The sequence below is a fragment of the Methylobacterium aerolatum genome (genome assembly GCF_022179085.1).
In the GTDB taxonomy this organism is placed as follows: Bacteria; Pseudomonadota; Alphaproteobacteria; order Rhizobiales; family Beijerinckiaceae; genus Methylobacterium; species Methylobacterium aerolatum.
Map to the genome: position 1 here is coordinate 58,375 of NZ_BPQE01000007.1, position 16,617 is coordinate 74,991.

At 71.6% G+C, this 16,617-nt stretch carries 12 protein-coding genes and 1 riboswitch; of the genes, 6 read left to right on the forward strand and 6 right to left on the reverse strand.

Translation table 11 applies throughout. The annotated features are described in order from the left end of the window. Positions 1-23 precede the first annotated feature (23 nt). The 4 genes from MFF06_RS05260 to MFF06_RS05275 form a co-directional block, all read right to left on the reverse strand. The gene (locus MFF06_RS05260) at positions 24-437 is read right to left on the reverse strand and encodes a PaaI family thioesterase (RefSeq protein WP_238201964.1); all 414 of its coding nucleotides are present in this window, start codon (positions 435-437) and stop codon (positions 24-26) included. 213 nt (positions 438-650) lie between these two features. Next, entirely contained in the window at positions 651-3,104 is a 2,454-nt protein-coding gene (hrpB, locus tag MFF06_RS05265) for an ATP-dependent helicase HrpB (RefSeq protein ID WP_238201965.1), read from the reverse strand. A 47-nt stretch (positions 3,105-3,151) separates the two neighbouring features. After that, positions 3,152-3,661 (reverse strand): OsmC family protein, encoded by a 510-nt coding sequence (locus MFF06_RS05270; protein WP_238201966.1) that lies wholly within the window; start codon positions 3,659-3,661, stop codon positions 3,152-3,154. Between the two features lie 52 nt (positions 3,662-3,713). Next, positions 3,714-4,835 carry an aminotransferase class I/II-fold pyridoxal phosphate-dependent enzyme gene (locus tag MFF06_RS05275; RefSeq protein WP_238201967.1) on the reverse strand — a complete coding sequence of 374 codons (1,122 nt, stop codon included), beginning with the start codon at positions 4,833-4,835 and terminating at the stop codon, positions 3,714-3,716. Between the two features lie 105 nt (positions 4,836-4,940). On the opposite strand from MFF06_RS05275, the gene MFF06_RS05280 reads away from it, so the two are divergent. The 4 genes from MFF06_RS05280 (at position 4,941) to MFF06_RS05295 (ending at position 10,026) form a co-directional block, all read left to right on the forward strand. Next, positions 4,941-6,194 carry an adenosylmethionine--8-amino-7-oxononanoate transaminase gene (locus MFF06_RS05280; protein WP_238202006.1) on the forward strand — a complete coding sequence of 418 codons (1,254 nt, stop codon included), beginning with the start codon at positions 4,941-4,943 and terminating at the stop codon, positions 6,192-6,194. Positions 6,195-6,349: 155 nt separating this feature from the next. Continuing rightward, complete coding sequence (locus MFF06_RS05285; RefSeq protein WP_238201968.1) at positions 6,350-6,721, forward strand: response regulator; 372 nt, start codon at positions 6,350-6,352, stop codon at positions 6,719-6,721. Positions 6,722-6,820: 99 nt separating this feature from the next. Further along, positions 6,821-7,453 carry a MarR family winged helix-turn-helix transcriptional regulator gene (locus tag MFF06_RS05290; protein WP_238201969.1) on the forward strand — a complete coding sequence of 211 codons (633 nt, stop codon included), beginning with the start codon at positions 6,821-6,823 and terminating at the stop codon, positions 7,451-7,453. A 446-nt stretch (positions 7,454-7,899) separates the two neighbouring features. Next, entirely contained in the window at positions 7,900-10,026 is a 2,127-nt protein-coding gene (locus MFF06_RS05295) for a TonB-dependent receptor (protein ID WP_238201970.1), read from the forward strand. Here MFF06_RS05295 and MFF06_RS05300 read toward each other — a convergent pair. Both MFF06_RS05300 and MFF06_RS05305 read right to left on the reverse strand, forming a co-directional pair. Beyond that, positions 10,010-11,647, reverse strand: a complete 1,638-nt coding sequence (locus tag MFF06_RS05300) for a PepSY domain-containing protein (RefSeq protein WP_370876609.1) — start codon at positions 11,645-11,647, stop codon at positions 10,010-10,012. The genes MFF06_RS05295 and MFF06_RS05300 overlap by 17 nt on opposite strands. Then, positions 11,644-13,818 carry a TonB-dependent receptor gene (locus tag MFF06_RS05305; protein WP_238202008.1) on the reverse strand — a complete coding sequence of 725 codons (2,175 nt, stop codon included), beginning with the start codon at positions 13,816-13,818 and terminating at the stop codon, positions 11,644-11,646. Before MFF06_RS05305 ends, MFF06_RS05300 begins: the two co-directional genes overlap by 4 nt. Before the next feature lie 299 nt (positions 13,819-14,117). Beyond that, positions 14,118-14,317: riboswitch (cobalamin riboswitch) on the reverse strand. A gap of 367 nt (positions 14,318-14,684) precedes the next feature. Between MFF06_RS05305 and MFF06_RS05310 the strand changes: the two genes are divergently transcribed. Then, positions 14,685-16,097, forward strand: coding sequence for an RluA family pseudouridine synthase (locus MFF06_RS05310; RefSeq protein ID WP_238201971.1), 1,413 nt, complete (start codon positions 14,685-14,687; stop codon positions 16,095-16,097). Positions 16,098-16,212: 115 nt separating this feature from the next. Beyond that, entirely contained in the window at positions 16,213-16,596 is a 384-nt protein-coding gene (locus MFF06_RS05315) for a hypothetical protein (RefSeq protein ID WP_238201972.1), read from the forward strand. Positions 16,597-16,617 lie beyond the last annotated feature (21 nt).

A 16,617-nucleotide genomic window follows, 5' to 3' on the forward strand; every position in this document is an offset into this window, starting at 1 on the left:
CGCCGCCGACGCGACGGAGGGCCTCAAGCGTCGCGGGCGCGGAGGATCTTCCACACGCCGTCGCCGGTGGCGATCAGGCGGTCGCCGTCCCGCACCTCGGCGCGCATGAACACCATCGAGCCCGTGCGGCGGACGACGGTGGAATGCGCGGTCAGCCACCGTCCGAGCGTCCCGGCCGCGAGGAACTTCATGTCGAGCTGGATGGTGACGCAGGACGCCCCGTCCGCCGCCGCGATGGCCGCGATGCCCATGGCGCGGTCGGCGAAGCTCATCAGCATCCCGCCATGCACGACGCCGACGAGGTTGGCGTGCTTCTGCTCGGCGCGGAAGGCGTAGATGCCGTCGCGGGCGTAGATCGGGCCGACGGTGGCCATGAAGCCCTCGTCCTCGACCAACTGCCAGCCCGAGGCCAAGGGGTCGTCGTGGGTGGCCGACATCGTGAACCAAACTCCTGCCTGTCACTGGCGATGGTATCATTCGCGGGCATGGAACTCACCGCCTCAGCGTGACGGTGACGGGTCGGTCTCCCGGTCGATGGCGGATCGTTTGCCGGGCCTGCGGTGAAAGCTGCCCAAAGCCTCGTCTTCATGGCGGGGGACTTGTCGGCAGGCTTTTCACCGGCGCCGACACAGGCCCGAAGCCACGCCCCCTCACGTTCCCCGGGGCTTGGCCCGGCGGGTCGGCGCCTCGGCCAGGGGATCCTCCGGCCAGGGATGGCGGGGATAGCGCCCGCGCATCTCGGCGCGAACGGCGGCCCAGGAGCCCCGCCAGAAGCCCGGCAGGTCGCGGGTGATCTGGATCGGCCGCTGCGCGGGCGACAGGAGATGCAGGACCAGGGGGCGACCGCCGGCGCAGGGATGCCGGTCGAGGCCGAAGAGTTCCTGCACGCGCACCGCCAGGGCCGGCTCCTCGGCGTCGTAATCCACGGCGATCCGCGAACCGGTCGGCACCTCCACATGGGTCGGGGCGGCTTGGTCGAGGCGGCTGCGCAAGTCCCAGGGCAGGAGGCCGTACAGGGCCTGCGCGAGGTCGTCGGCGGTGATCGCGGAAAGGCTGGTGCGGCCGACGAGGGAGGGGGCGAGCCATTCCTCGACGGTGGCGGCGAGCCGTTCGTCGGAGAGGTCGGGCCAGGGCTCCCCCTCGGCCTCCCGGAGGAAACGGATGCGGGCGCGCCACTGCGAGAGGCCGGCGGTCCAGGGAAGGCGGTCGAGCCCGAGCCCGGCGACGCCCCGCGCGAGGATCGCGGAGGAGGCGTCGTCCGCCGGGACGGGCAGGGTCCGCTCGCCGAGCGTGACCGCGCCGAGGCGGCGCACCGCCCGGGCCTTGAGGGTCGCCGTCTGGGAATCGAAGGTGACGAGGGTCTTCGCCTCGATCCGGTCGGCGAACAGCGCTTCGATGGCCTCGGGCGAGATCGCGGCGGCGGCCAGGATGCGGGCGTTGCCCGCCGCCCCCGCGAGGTCGGCGACGACGATGTAGCCCTCGCGGGCCAGGGCGCCCGCGGCGTCGAGCCGCCCGGCGCGGCCGCTTGCCATCACGAACTCGCCGTCTCGGCCACGGGCCTTGGCGACCCGGTCGGGGAAGGCGAGCGCCAGGAGCGGCCCGGCGGGAGAGGGCTCGCTCCCGCCCGCGCCGCCCGCGAGGCGCGCCCAATTCTCCGCAAGGCGGCGCATGTCGGCGGCCCTCCCGCCCCGGTCGCGGGCGAAGCGCTCGACCCGCTCGTCGAGATCCACCGCATCGCCGCCCAGGCCGCGCTCCACCAGGACGGCAGCGAGCTGGGAGGCCGCCCGCCCGCGGCCGTCGGCGGCGGCGCTCGCCACCATCCGCGCGAGGCGCGGCGGCAGCGGCAGGGCGCGCAGGGCCTGGCCGGTGGCGGTGAGCCGCCCATCGGGATCGAGGGCGCCGAGCCCTTCGAGCATCGCCCGCGCCTCGGCCAGGGCCGGAACCGGCGGCGGATCGAGGAAACGCAGGCTGCGCGGGTCGGCGACGCCCCAGGCGGCACAATCGAGGAGGAGCCCGGCGAGGTCGCTCGACAGGATCTCCGGCCGGGCGAAGGCGTCGAGCCCACCCGTGGCGGCCTCGGACCAGAGGCGCCAGCAGATGCCCGGCTCCGTGCGGCCGGCGCGGCCCCGGCGCTGGTCCACCGCCGCCCGGGAGGCCCTGGCGGTGGTAAGGCGGGTGAGGCCGAGGTCCGGCTCGTAGACGGGCACGCGGGCGAGACCCGAATCGACGACGATCCGCACGCCCTCGATGGTGAGGGAGGTCTCCGCGATGGCGGTGGCGAGCACCACCTTCCGGCGGCCGGGCGGCGGGGGCGAGACGGCCCGGTCCTGCTCGGCGGGCGTCAGGGCGCCGTAGAGGGGCGCCAGATCGACCTCCGGCCCGACGCGCCCGGCGAGCAGGTCGGCGGTGCGCCGGATCTCCGCCTGCCCCGGCAGGAAGACGAGGACGGAGCCGGGATCGGCCCGGAGCGCCCGGATCACGGCCTCCGCCACGCTGTCGTCGAGGCGCCGGTTCGGATCCCTGTCGAGGTATCGGGTCTCCACCGGGTAGGCGCGGCCCTCGGAGGTGACGAGGGGGGCGCCGTCGAGGAGGTCGGCCACCCTCGCCCCGTCCAGGGTCGCGGACATCACGAGGAGGCGCAGGTCCTCGCGCAGGGCCCCCTGCGCGTCGAGGGCGAGGGCGAGGCCCAGGTCGGCATCGAGAGAGCGCTCGTGGAACTCGTCGAACAGCACGGCGCCGACGCCCGACAGTTCGGGATCGTCCAGGATCATGCGGGTGAAGACGCCCTCCGTCACCACCTCGATGCGGGTCCTCGCGGAGATCTTCGATCCGAGCCGGACCCGAAGGCCCACCGTGCCGCCGACCTCCTCGCCCAGCGTCTTCGCCATCCGGGCGGCGGCGGCGCGGGCGGCGAGGCGGCGCGGTTCGAGGAGGACGACCTTGCGGCCCGCGAGCCAGGGCGCGTCGAGCAGGTCGAGGGGCACGCGGGTCGTCTTACCCGCGCCGGGGGGCGCCACCAGCACGGCGGCGTTGCGGGCGGCGAGCGCCCGGCGCAGGTCGGGGAGCGCCGCCTCGATGGGCAGCGCGGTTGTCAGGTCGGCCATCGCCGCCGCTGATGGCGCGGCGTGGCCTTTCGCGCAACCGCCTCCGGTCAGCCGGTGGTGAGTGCCACGGACAGGGCGGGCTTGTGGTTCAGCGTCTGGAACACGACGCAGTAGCGCTCGGTGAGCTTCAGGAGCTGCCCGAGCTTCTCCTCCGAGGCGTCCGTATCAAGGACGAAGGAGAGTCGGATGTCGCGGAAGCCCACGGGGGCCTCCTTGTCGACGCCGAGGGTGCCCCGGAAGTCGAGGTCGCCCTCGGCGGAGACGGTGCCGGAGCGGAGCGGGATCTCCAGGGCCGTCGCCACGGCCTTCACCGTGACGCCCGCGCAGGCGACGAGGGCTTCGAGGAGCATGTCGCCGGAGCAGAGTTCCGCCCCGGAGCCGCCGGTGGCCGGGTGGAGGCCCGCGACGGCGAGCGCCCGGCCGGTCTCGACCTTGCAGGCGATGCTCGAATCGTCGAGCGTGCCCTTGGCCTTGAGGGTGATGACCGCCGCCTCCGGATTGTTGCGGTAGTTGTCCTTCAGCGGAGCCTGAAGCCCGCGTAGCGTGGTGGCGTCCATTCCGTGTCCTCCCTGTTGTTGCGGACCGGCCTAACCCGTCGGTGAGCGGTCCTCAACCGTCGCGATGCCGGGCGATGGCCTCGGCCAGGGCATCGACCTGCGCTTCGCTGTGGGCGGCGGAGAAGGCGACACGCAGCCGGGCCGTGCCCGGCGGCACCGTCGGCGGGCGGATCGCCACCACGAGGAACCCCTCCGCTTCGAGGCTGGCCGAGAGGTCGAGGGCCCGCCGCGCGTCGCCGACGATCACCGGCACCACGGCGCTCTCGGCCCGGGGCAATCCGAGGCGCTGCGTGAACCGGCGGGCCAGGAGGATGGGCCGGGCGCGGCGATCCGGTTCCTCCTCCAGGATCGTCAGCGCCTCCAGGGCGGCGGCGGCGGAGGCGGGGGGCAGGCCCGTGGTGTAGACGAAGCTCCGCGCCCGGCAGATCAGCAGGTCGATCACCGCCCGCGAGGCGCAGAGATAGCCGCCGTAGGAGCCCAGCGACTTTGACAGCGTGCCCATCTCGAGGGGGGCGTGGGGGCCGTCCTCCGCGAGCCCGAGGCCGTGGGCGTCGTCCACGAGGGTCCAGGCATCGTGATCGGCCGCCACCGAGAGGATGTCCGCCATCGGCGCGAGGTCGCCGTCCATGGAGAAGACCCGCTCGGTCATCACCAGGGCGCGGGGATGGCGGCCCCTTGCTGCGGCGAGCTTGGCGCGCAGGTCGTCGCACTCGTTGTGGCGGAAGGTGAGGATCGTCGCGCCCGAGAGCTTCGCCCCCGCCCACATGCAGCTGTGCGACAGCTCGTCGAGGAGGATCAGGTCGCGCGAGCCGACGAGGGCCGGCGCCACGCCGAGATTGGCGAGGTAGCCGGAGCCAAACACGAGCGCGGCCTCCTTGCCCTTGTGGGCGGCAAGCCGCTCCTCCAGCCGGCCGATCACGGGATAGTTGCCGGTGACGAGGCGCGAGCCGCCCGATCCCGCCCCGTGGATCTCCAGCGCCACCCGGGCCGCCGCCACCACCCGGGGGTGATGGGAGAGGCCGAGATAGTCGTTGCAGGAGAAGGAGACCATCGCCCGGCCGTCGCGCGCGGCGGCGGCCTTTGGGCCGCGCTCCGTCTCCTTCAGGCGTCGGCGGAGGGCTTGCGCATCGAGGGCCGCCAGCTTGTCGCTGGCGAAGGAATCCAGGCTGTCCATGGCCGGGAGAGGTCCGCCCGGCCGGACGAATGTCAAGCTCGCAGGCGGGCGCGCGGGAGCGGAAGGCCGTTGACCGCGCCACCCGCGCCGGGTCATGCCCCGGCCATGACCGACGGCGCGGCGACCCATCTCTGGCGGCCCTACACGCAGATGAAGACCGCCGCCCCTCCCCTGGAGGCGGTGGCGACGCAGGGCTCCCGCATCCGCCTCCGGGACGGGCGGGACCTCATCGACGGCATCGCCTCGTGGTGGACCGCCGTGCACGGCTACAACCACCCGCACATTGCGCAGGCCGTCTCGCGGCAACTCGCCGCCATGCCCCACGTGATGTTCGGCGGCCTGACCCACGCCCCCGCCGAGCGCTTGGCCGCCCGCCTCGCGTCGCTGCTGCCGGGGGATCTCGACCACGTCTTCCTGACCGATTCGGGCTCGGTGGCCGTCGAGGTCGCCCTGAAGATGGCCGCGCAGCTCTGGCTGAACCGGGGCGTCGCCGGCCGGACCCGGATCCTGGCGTTCCGGGGCGGCTACCACGGTGACACGATGGGCGCGATGTCGGTCTGCGATCCCGAGGAGGGGATGCATCGCCGCTTCGGCGCCTACCTGCCGGGCCAGGTCTTCGCCGACCTGCCCGTCGATGCGGCGGCCACGGCCGCCCTCGACGCCCTCCTCGCGCGGCACCGGGACAGCCTCGCGGCGGTGATCGTGGAGCCCCTGGTCCAGGGGGCGGGCGGGATGCGGATGCACGCGCCGGAGGTGCTGGCGACGGTGGCCCGCCTCGCGGCCCGGCACGGCCTGCCCCTGATCGCGGACGAGATCTTCACCGGGTTCGGTCGCACCGGCACCCTCTTCGCCTGCGAGCAGGCGGGGATCGTGCCGGACATCCTCTGCCTGTCGAAGGCGCTCACCGGCGGCACGATGGCGCTCGCCGCGACGGTGGCGCGATCCGAGGTCTTCGACGCCTTCTGGTCGGACGACCCGGCGGCCGCCCTAATGCACGGGCCGACCTTCATGGCCAACCCCCTCGCCTGCGCCGCTGCCAACGCCAGCCTCGACCTGTTCGAGACCGAGCCCCGCCTCGCCCAGGCCCGATCCATCGGCGAATGCCTCGCCTCGGGCCTGTCCCCCCTGCGTGACGTTCCGGGCGTGGCCGACGTGCGCGTTCTCGGGGCGATCGGCGTTGTCCAGTTAGACCACGCCCCGGATCTCGCGACGCTGAAGGCGCGGCTCGTGGGGCGCGGCGTCTGGGTGCGGCCCTTCGGCGACATCGTCTACCTGACGCCGGCTCTCACCATCTCGCCGGACGACCTCGCGGTCCTGATCGAGGCCCTTGTCGCGACGGTGCGGGAGAAGGCGGCCTGAGGGGTGGCTTCACCGGGCCAACGCTGAAAGGTTGAGGGTCGGCGAGCCTGCAACTTGCAGGCGTTTCTCCCGTTGGGATCACGAATGGGCTTCTGCCGAGCCCTCGTCGCCAGCGGGTTCGGTGCCGGAAGGAGCATGACGTGACGAGTGAGCAGATGACTGCGAACGATCGGCCGGTGATCCTCCTGGTCGAGGACGAGGCCTTGACGATCATGGACCTCGGTGATGTGCTGGAAGAAGGCGGCTACGACACGGTGCAATGCGCCTCGGCGGAGCGCGCGTTGAGCATCCTCCAGGCCCGGCCCGACATCTGCGGCCTCGTGACCGACGTGCAGCTTTCCGGCAAGACGGACGGCTTCGATCTGGCCTCGTCCGTCGCGGAGGCCCGGCCGCAACTGCCGATCCTCATCGTCTCGGGCCGCGCCGCCCCGGACCCCGACCGGATGCCGGACGGCGCCGAGTTCATCGCGCGGCCGTGCAGCGGCGAGGACATCCTCCACCGCCTCCAGCAACTGATGCAGTGCTGAACCCGCTCCGGCGGGAGACCTGTCATCCCACCGTCACCGGCTTCGGGCCATGAGCCTCGGCCATGAACCTCCGGCCGGAGGCGGGACGGGAATCGACGGGTGCAGGTCTTCGATCATCCGGCCGCCGAGGCCGGCAGCAGCGCGGGCTCTCCGGTGGGCGACAAGAGCAAGCTTGATCGCACGGAACAGGGGGGCGATGCCTCCCTCGGGGCCGTGGGCAAGAAGGTCCGCCCGCCGGGGTCGCGCAGCGTCGGATGGGCCCTCGTCCAGGCCGCGCGCCTGCACCGGGCCCGCACCGGCGACCGTCTCGCCAAGATCGGCCTGTTCGCCGGCCAGGAGCAGGTCGTCCAGGCGCTCGCCGCCGCCGGCACCATGACGATGGGCGACCTCGCCGCCCTGCTCCGGGTCCGCCCGCCCACCGCCTCAAAGACCGTGACGCGCTTGGCCGCCCTCGGCATCGTCGAGCGCCGGGCCGAGGCCGGGGACGGACGCATCGTCCGGGTGCGCCTCACCGAGACCGGCCTCGCGAAGGCCAAGGCCATCGAGCACATCCAGGAGGAGGTCGAGGAGGAACTCCTAGACCATCTCGACAAGGGTGACCGCCGCCGCCTGCGCAAGCTTCTTCGGCGCGCCACCAAGGGCATGGCGGAGGCGGCCGGGACATCGGGCCAAGCCACGGACCTCGACGCCGAACTCGATGGCGAGGACGAGGCTGACGCCTTGGCGCCGTAGGGCCGCCGGCGTTTCCCTTTCGTCATCCGCCCCGTTTTCGGGCGCGCAGGGAAGCCGTTCGCGGCAGCGGGCCTTTCTCACCTGTCGCGCGTCTAGGGACTGCTTCCGCTCGCATTCGCTCTGACGGTGGGTCCTGTGACGCTCGCGCGAACGCTCCGTGGAGGCCCGTTGCACCCAAGCCGAAGCCCACCGCAATCCCTCGCACGGCTCCGTTTTTGCAAGGACAGAGGAGACATCCAAGGCAGCGGGACGCCTCCCGACGGTAGGCATCCCTTGATGCCTTCGTTGCGCTCGACACGTCGATGCGATGGCGGCGCTCCCCTCCCAGCCCCTGCTTTTGTTGCAACGATGTAACGTTATTGGAATCTCGCACGGGACGATCCATTCGGCGCTTGCGGAGCCGACATGCGGATGGGCTATGAAACGCTATAACATGAGTTCATCGCATGCCCTCGACACTGCGTCTTCTGTCCTTCACCGCCCTTGCCGCTTTGGGCGGGACAGGGAGCGCTCACGCTCAGGCCGCGTCCACGACGCTCGAAGAGATTAGCGTCACGAGTCCCAGCCCCATCCTGGCGCCGCGCCTCGCGCCGCCGCCCGCGACCCAGGTACCCGCGGGCGTGCTGGCGGTTCCGACGGATACGTTCTCCCCCGTCGCGGTGGTGACGCGTGAGCAGATCGACCGGGATCAGCCGAAAACCCTTGGCGACGCCCTGTTCGACCGGCCCGGTATCTCGGGCACGACGTATGCCCCCGGCGCGGCCTCGCGGCCGGTGATCCGCGGGCTCGACAACGCCCGGGTGCGCATCCAGGAAAACGGCATCGCCAACGGCGGCGTGTCCGATCTCGGCGAGGATCATACCGTGCCGGTGAATCCGCTGGTCGCCGACCGGATCGAGGTCATCCGCGGTCCGGCGACCCTTCGCTACGGGTCGGGCGCCATCGGCGGCGTCGTCTCCACGGAAGACAACCGGGTGCCGACCTTCATTCCGGCCGGTGGGATCCGGGGCCAGGTCACGAGCGGCTTTTCCAGCGTGGACAACGGCCGCCTCGGCGCCGCCACGGTGGATGCGGGCGGCGACGGGATCGCGGTCCATGCCGACGGGTTCAAGACCGCTGCCGACAGCTACGCCATTCCCGGCGGTATCCAGCGCAACTCGTACAACGAGTCCCAGGGCGGGGCGGTGGGCATTTCGGCCATCGGCGACCGGGGCTTCGCCGGCATCTCCTTCAGCCATTACGACGCGATCTACGCGATCCCCGGCGGCGTGGCCGAGCAGGACCGCACCCGCCTGACGCCGAACCAGGACCGCGTCCTCTCCAAGGGCGAGTACCGGCCCCTCGACGGTCCCATCGAGGTGATCCGGTATTGGGCGGGTTACTCGGTCTACAAGCACAACGAGGTCGGGATCGGCGGCGACGGGATCGAGGGGATCCAGGCCACCTTCAAGAATCGCGAGGCCGAGGCGCGCCTGGAATTCCAGCACGTCCCGGTCTTCACCGAGTTCGGCAAGCTGACAGGCGCCCTGGGCTTCCAGTCCGACCGGCGGGTGATCAACACGGCGCTGGAATCCTTCCTGCCCAAGACCGAGTCCCGCGCGAACGCGGTGTACCTCTTCGAGGAGTTGGAGATCCGGCCCGGCACGCGGCTTCAGGCCGCCGGCCGTTACGAGGTGGACCGCGTCTCCGGCACGGCGGCGCAGTTCCCGGCGAACTTCACGCCGGTGGATGGGCAGGAGCCGTTCCAGTATGCCCGCACCCGGCGCTTTGCCCCGAAGAGCGCCAGCTTCGGCGTGTTGCAAGACCTGCCCTACGACTTCGTGGCGAGCCTGACCGGCTCCTATGTCGAGCGGGGGCCGAGCGGCTACGAACTGTTCTCACAGGGGCCGCACGACGCCACCGCCACCTTCGAGATCGGCAATCCGAACCTCAAGCGCGAGCGGGCGCGCACCGTCGAGATGAGCATCCGCCGGGCCGTCGGCCCCCTCCGGCTCGAGGCGACGGGCTACTACACGCGCTACACGGGCTTCATCTACCGCAATTACACGGGTCTGCTCTGCGACGACGACTTCGCCTCCTGCGGCGTCGGGACCGATAACCGGCAGATCGTCTACCAGCAGCAGAACGCGACCTTCTACGGGGCCGAGATCATCGGCCAGTACGATGTCGTGCCGGTGGGCGACGGCTTCATCGGCGTCGAGAGCCAATTCGATGCGGTGCGCGCGCAATTCGACGATGGAACCAACGTGCCGCGCATTCCGCCCTACCGCGTCGGCGGCGGGCTCTACCTGCGGGCGGATGGCTGGTTCGCGCGGGTGAACCTTCTGCACGCCTTCGCGCACACCCAGATCGCGCCCTTCGAGACCGTGACCCCCGGCTACGACGACCTGCGGGCCGAGGTCAGCTACACCAAGTCCCTCGATCCGAAGGTCTACGGCGCGTCCTCCGTCACCCTCGGACTGCAGGGCCGCAACCTGCTGAACGACGACATCCGCAACTCGGTGTCGTTCAAGAAGGACGAGATCCTGCTCCCCGGCCGCAACGTGCGGTTGTTCCTCACCGCCCGGTTCTGACCCTCACCCGCCGCCAGCCGAGGACGAGGCCCGTCACCGCCACGCCGGCGGCGAGCAGGTTGAGGATCCATTGGGCCGCCTCCCGCCCCAGCGGGCGGAGGGTGAGGCCCGGCAGATCGAGGCGGTGCGCCGCGTCGAACAGCCAACGATTGATGCGGCCCGAGCGGTCGAGGCGGTTCAGGATCGTTCCGTCGCGCGGGTCGATGTGCAGCCATGTGGCGGCGGGATCGTCGAAGATGAGGCGCAGCACCGGCAGGGGGCGCTCGGTGCCGTTCGGGTACCAGTAGGCGTCGTAGGCGGTGAGGCGGCGGACCTCCGTGAGGCGCGCGCCCGCGACCGCTTGCGAGGCGGCGGCGATGAAGGCCGCGTCGTTCGACGGTGGATGGATGTCGGGCACCGGTGGCGCCGCGGGATCGCTCCGTTGCGCCTCCGATGACGAGACGGTCCCGTCGAGGCTGGCCGTGACATCGCCCGCGTCGTCATCGCGCGCGCAGCGAAGCGCTCCATGGCTGAGGGACGTGTCCGATCCAGTCGCGATCGAGCTGCAAAACCCGGCGACGATCCGTGGCCGCTCCCCATCCTCGCGAACGATCCACCACCGCCCGCCGATGGGCACGAACCGCAGGGCCCGCGCCCCCGACCCACCGAGATCGGCCAGACTCGCGACGTCGACCCCCACGGCGCCGGGACGCCCGGCATAGGCGGCCCATACCGCATCCGGCGGGGTAAGGGACGAGAACCAGCGATTCGGGTTCATCGACAGCCAGCCGCTCACGATGAAGCTCACGAGCCCGATGCCCCCGAGGAGGCCGAACCCGTGGTGCCAGAGGGCGAGGCCGCGATAGGGGCTCATCGCGCCGCCGCGATACCGGTGGCGCAAGCGCAGGCGCCAGAGGCCGATCGTGACTCCCGTCAGAGCCGTCGCCGAGGCCACGCCCGAGAGCCACAGCACCGCCTGCCGCCACGCCTCCGGCCGCGCCCGGAGGGGCGTGAGGTAGACCCAGTGGGTCACCGCGCCGACCCAGTTCCAGCCCCGCTCCCACCGGGTGGTGTCGAGGGCGATCTCGCCGGTCACGGCGGACACGTAGAGGTCCGTTCCGGCCGCGTCGCCGAGGGCGACCTTGTGGAAAGGCCGCAGGGGATCGTAGCGGGCCGTCACCGTCCACTGGTCGCGCCCGACGACCTCGCTCCGGGAGCCGCCGGCGATGCGCAGGGCCTGCGCCTCGGTCACGGGTCCGAGGACGGCGCCGGAGACGGCCGAGACGGTGCGCCGGGCGCCCTCCGTCCCCGCGATCCGATAGACGGGCTCGCCGTCCCGCATCTCCAGGGTGAACAGGAAGGGCACGGTCGGGAGGCCGGCGGCGGAGAGCGCCGCATCGGGGCCGATCCGCACCCCGTCCCAGGCGATCGGCTCCAACCGGTCGAGCCGCTCCGCCCGGCTAAGACTGGGGAAGGGCACGGAGAGCATCACGAGCCCGGACCCGATCCACAGGGCGAAGAACAGCCCCGTCACGATCCCAAGCCAGCGGTGCCCGAGGAGGAGCCAGCGGCGTGCGGCCTTGCCCGCACCCTTGCCCGCACCGTTGCCTGCCCCCCTGCCCGCCCGGCGCACCTTCCTCACCACGCCACCGTATAGGCCACCTCAAAGGAGCGCGGCCGCCCCAGGAGCCAGTTGGTGCCGACGCCGTTCACGGCGTTGCCGCTGATCGCGTAGACCTTGTCGAACAGGTTGTAGACCCTCAGCGACAGCCGCGAGGTCTCGGTCACCTGACGGTCGAGGACGAGGTTCACGAGGTTGTAGGCCGGGCGCCGGGCGGTGTTGCCGAAATCGCTGAAGGTGGTGCCGACGTTCTGCCAGCCGATTCGGGCCGTCCAGTTTCGCGTGGGCTCCCAGGTCAGCCAGAGGTTGGCGACCCGCTCCGGCACGTCGATGGGCTGGCGGCCGGCATAATCCACCGCCGCCCCGTTCACGACCTGGGTGAAGCTGTCGTATTGCGCGTGGAGTAGGGCGAGGTTGCCGTCGAGGCGCCAGCCCGGCGCGATGGGCCAGCCCAGCGCCAGCTCGAACCCTTGCGAGGACTGGCTCCCCACCTGCACGCCCACCGCCGAGGAGCCCGGCAGCCGCGAGATCAGGTTGTCCTTCACGATCCGGTAGCCCGCGATCGTCCATTCCAGCGCCCCGCCGAAGGCAAGGCCCTTGGCGCCGACCTCGATCTGGTCGCCGGTGGCGAGCTTGAAGCCCGCGAGCGATTGCGAGAGCGTGATCAGGCTGTTCACCGGATCGGTGGCGAAGCTGTACTGCGCGTAGAGGGCGCTGTCCGGCGTCGGGTTGTAGACGAGACCGAAGCGGTAGCCGAGGGCGCGATAGGTCCGCTCGAATTGCGCGCCGGTCTGGAGATCCTGCCGCTGGAGCGTCGGCACGTCGAGGCGCACGCCGGTGAGGAAGGACAGCTTGTCCGTCAGCACGAGCCTGTCCTCCGCGAAGACCGAGGCTTGGCTGGTCTGTGTCGCGTAGGCCGGGCGGGCGCGGCCGTTCTGGGGGAAAAACCCCGGATCGTAGCCGGTGAGCGGGACGCTCGTGCTCTGATCGAAGTAAAAGTTGTTCGTGTGCCGGAAGTCGATGTGGTTCACGTCGAATCCGGCGACGAATTGGTTCGGCAGGCCGAGTATATCGCCCCGCAACGTCGCGTCGAAGCGGTTCCCGACCTGTTCCTGGCTGTGATAGATTTCGAGGTAGTCCGACCGGTCCACGAGCCCGGTGCCGCGGTTGTACGCGTACTGCTCCACGTCGAGCCAATGGCGGCGGCTCGTGAGGCGGTAGGCCGTGTTGCGGAGGGTGATGTCGGCGCTCGGCGACCATTCCGCCTTCAACTGGGTCCAGTTGTCGGCCCAGGTGATCTTCGCGTCGCGGACGTTGTAGTTGTTGAACCGGATCAGGTCCGGGATGCGGCCCTCCACCAGCGGCGTGCCCCAGTATCGCGCGGGCTCCTGGTAGCCGAGATCGTGCGAGAGGGTGACGGCGAGATCGGGGCTCGGCTGGAACAGCAGGGCCGCCGACACCGCGAGGTTGCGGAAATCGCCCTCCGGCCGGAGCCAGCCGTCGGCGCGGTTGCCGCTCACGTTCAGCCGGTAGGCGAAGGTGTCACCGAACTCCTGCTGCGCGATCCCGCCGCCGGAATCGAGGGCGAGGCGGGCGATACCGTCCGAGCCGACGACCGCGCGAGCGACGTTGATCGGCACGAAGACCGGCTTCTTCGGCACGACGTTGATCACCCCGCCGATGGCGCCGTCACCGTAGAGGACGGAAGACGGCCCGCGCAGGACCTCGATGCGTTCGACGTTCCATGTGTCGAAGGGAAAGGTGACGGTGTTGGCGCCGACGTAGAAACGGGTGCCGTCATAGAGTTGCTGCACCGAGTTCGGCCCGGCGAAGCCGCGGCTGGTGAAGGCGCCGTTGCCGTTGCCCGGCGCGGCGATGGTGGTGATGCCCGTGGCATCCTGCGTGACCGCGTCGGCGATGCTGTCCTGCCCCCTGAGCCGGGCCGTCTCCCCGGAGACGATATCGACGCTGGCGGGCGTCTGGAGGGGCGTGAGGCCGAGGCGGCTCACCGTGCGATCCGGCGTGCGCAGGTTCAGGCCGGTGGGCGAGGCCCGGGTCAGGCCGACGCCCTCCCCTTCGACGGCGAGCTGATCGAGGGTCACCGCTTCCTGCGCCCCGGCGGGCGGCAGGATGAGGGTGAGCGGTGCCTGCGCGGCGAGGGCGAGGACGCGTCGGCGGTGGAGGCGGGACATGGTTGTCACGATGGGGCTCGGATCTTCGAAACGCAGCCGTGCCCGGCCTCGACCCGTATTGCAACGTAATAATGTTGCGTATCCATGCTTGCGGGTGCGGGCACCACGTGAAGGCCGCAATGCGCCGCCTGTCGTTCACGGTGCGCCGTGACGGAAGCGATCATGGACGTGAGACGAGAATGGGCTGGCGGGCGCGCTCGCTGTGGCACGTCACCGCGAACGAGGCCGGGTGACGGGCTCGCCGGACGGCGAGACGATCCTCCGACACCCGCCAGGACACCCCGCCCGGCGCGTTTCGCGTGTGACCACGACTGACGGCAGGTCTCCTGGCTCACGGGTCGCCGCTGGTCCACCGTCTTCCCGGGCCGGTCGCCCAGTGACGTCGGTGGTGGACAAGCTCACCGTTTACAGTTGCGGGGGCAGCCGCGGCATCGGGGGTCAAGTCCCTCACCGCGTTCCCTTTTGATCCCCGAAGGGAACCGTCACGGCCAAGCTAGACGACGGCCGGGGCCGCCGTCAACGGACGATGCGAGTTCGTGGTCACGCCATCCTCAGCGTCTGACCGTCGAGACCCTGGCGGCCCAGGGAGCCATCCTCGTCTTTGTGAGCGCAAGAGAAGTAATCCGGGGATGGACCATCGTCGAAAGCGGCCCGCTGCCCTGGATTGCTTCGGCTCGCGCTCGCACAGACGGAGGGGGCGACGACCCTTCCGGCCGGACACTCAGGTCCCGCGCCCTCCTGCGGACTTTGCCGGACCCGTCCTGCGGTGCTATGCGGCTTCGATCCCGCAGCACGGCCGGGCAGCGGCCCCAGGCCGGGACGCCGGGGCAGATGGCACCCGGCGCGCGAGACAAGCTTTTCGAATCATGAGCACACGACCTCCCCGCCGCGGCGGCGGATCCGACACACCGAAGCGTCCCGGCGGGCGGCCGGGGGGGCGCCCCGGCGGCCGAGCCGGTTTCGGCGCGGACCGGCCCAAGACCGGGCCGCGCACGAGCGCGAAGGACGCTGCCGAGCGGGCCGCCCGCAACCGGGGTGACGATGCCGGCGAGCGGTCGCCCTGGGCATCCTCCGAGGACCTCGCTCCGGCCCGCCCCCGTCCGGCCCGCCCGGCGCCCGGCGCGTCGCGGGCGGACCGAAACGGCGAGACCAAGTTCAAGACGCGGGCCAAGCCCGGCCAGGACGTCGGCGCCTCCCGTCCCCGCGCGGTGGCGACGCCCGAGGCCCCGCCCGCGGGGCCGACCCGGCGCGAGCAGCGCGCTGCCGCCTCGGCCACCCTCGCCTCCGGCGTGCAGACGCTGACGGTGGAGGGCGACGAGGCTGGGATGCGGATCGACCGCTTCCTCACGGCGCGGTTCCCGCAACTGCCCTTCGCGCGCGTGCAGAGCATCGTCCGCAAGGGCGAGCTGCGGGTGGACGGCAAGCGCGCCAAGCCCAACGACCGGCTGGAGCCGGGCATGAGCGTCCGGGTGCCGCCTCTCAAGCTCGACCAGCCGAGCGAGCGCCCGCGCAACGCGGCCCGCGACGCCGACGATGCCGACTTCCTCCGCAGCCTCATCCTCTACGAGGACGCGGACATGATGGTGCTGAACAAGCCCTTCGGCCTCGCCGTCCAGGGTGGATCGGGCACCGTGCGCCACGTCGATGGCCTGCTGGAGGCCCTGACGGGACCGGACGGGCAGAAGCCGCGCCTCGTGCACCGTCTCGACAAGGACACGGCCGGCTGCCTCATCATCGCCAAGACGCGCCTGTCGGCCTCGACGCTGGCCAAGAGCTTCCGCTCGCGGGCGGCTCGCAAGATCTACTGGGCCCTCACGGCGGGCGTGCCCAAGGTGCGCCAGGGCCGGATCTCGACCTACCTCGCCAAGGAAGAGCCGACGGATGCCGACGCGCGGATGCGCGTGGCCCGCCACGGCGAGGAGGGCGCGAGCCACGCCCTCACCTACTACGCCATGGTCGATCAGGCGGCGCAGAAGCTGTCGTGGCTGTCCTTCAAGCCGGTCACCGGCCGCACCCACCAGCTGCGCGCCCACGCGGCCCATATCGGCCACCCGATCGTCGGCGATCCGAAGTACTTCTCGGTGGAGAACTGGGAGCTGCCCGGCGGCATTCAGAACCGGCTGCATCTGCTCGCCCGGCGAATCGTCATCCCCCATCCGCGCACCGGGCGACCGGTGGATGTGAGCGCGCCGCTGCCGCCGCACATGGCGCAGAGCTGGAACCTCCTGGGCTTCGACGCGGGCCGCTACGATCCCGTGATCGACGCCCCGGAGGATTAGCCGCGCCCATTCCTGACCCGCCTTCGCCTTGGCAAGGGCGGTGGGCGCCTCATATGCTCCGTCATCCCCGCCGGTTCGTTCCGCGCGGGGCCGACGACTGCCGAGACCCTGCCGCATGAAGCTTGCGACCCTGGCGTGCCTCTCCGCCCTGTGCCTGTGCACGGCATCCGCCCATGCCGCACCGGGCGATCCGGCGCCCAAGCCCGAGACGGCGGTTCCCGCCCCGAACGCGCCCGCCGCGAATCCCGCCACGGGTCCGTCCGCGGCGGCCCGTGCCGAACCGGCCGGCGCGAAGGCCGAGCCGCCGCGCGGCGAGAAGGCGGCCGGGCGCCCCCGCCGCCCGACCTACGCCGCCTGCAATCGCGCCTCGCATCAGCGTGGGTACCATGGCGGCCGCCGCCGCCGGTTCCTCATCCGCTGCCGCCTGGGCTACGAGCGCCCGCGGACCAACCAGCACCAGGCTCCGGCCGGGCCGCCGGCCCCGGTTCGCAAGCCGTGAGCCGCCGGCGGCGCTCCCCGA

Bases quoted from the DNA above. Each gene is read 5' to 3' on its own strand.
- MFF06_RS05260 (WP_238201964.1), bottom strand. From the start codon at position 437: ATGTCGGCCACCCACGACGACCCCTTGGCCTCGGGCTGGCAGTTGGTC.
- hrpB (WP_238201965.1), bottom strand. From the start codon at position 3,104: ATGGCCGACCTGACAACCGCGCTGCCCATCGAGGCGGCGCTCCCCGAC.
- MFF06_RS05270 (WP_238201966.1), bottom strand. From the start codon at position 3,661: ATGGACGCCACCACGCTACGCGGGCTTCAGGCTCCGCTGAAGGACAAC.
- MFF06_RS05275 (WP_238201967.1), bottom strand. From the start codon at position 4,835: ATGGACAGCCTGGATTCCTTCGCCAGCGACAAGCTGGCGGCCCTCGAT.
- MFF06_RS05280 (WP_238202006.1), top strand. From the start codon at position 4,941: ATGACCGACGGCGCGGCGACCCATCTCTGGCGGCCCTACACGCAGATG.
- MFF06_RS05285 (WP_238201968.1), top strand. From the start codon at position 6,350: ATGACTGCGAACGATCGGCCGGTGATCCTCCTGGTCGAGGACGAGGCC.
- MFF06_RS05295 (WP_238201970.1), top strand. From the start codon at position 7,900: ATGCCCTCGACACTGCGTCTTCTGTCCTTCACCGCCCTTGCCGCTTTG.
- MFF06_RS05305 (WP_238202008.1), bottom strand. From the start codon at position 13,818: ATGTCCCGCCTCCACCGCCGACGCGTCCTCGCCCTCGCCGCGCAGGCA.
- MFF06_RS05310 (WP_238201971.1), top strand. From the start codon at position 14,685: ATGAGCACACGACCTCCCCGCCGCGGCGGCGGATCCGACACACCGAAG.
- MFF06_RS05315 (WP_238201972.1), top strand. From the start codon at position 16,213: ATGAAGCTTGCGACCCTGGCGTGCCTCTCCGCCCTGTGCCTGTGCACG.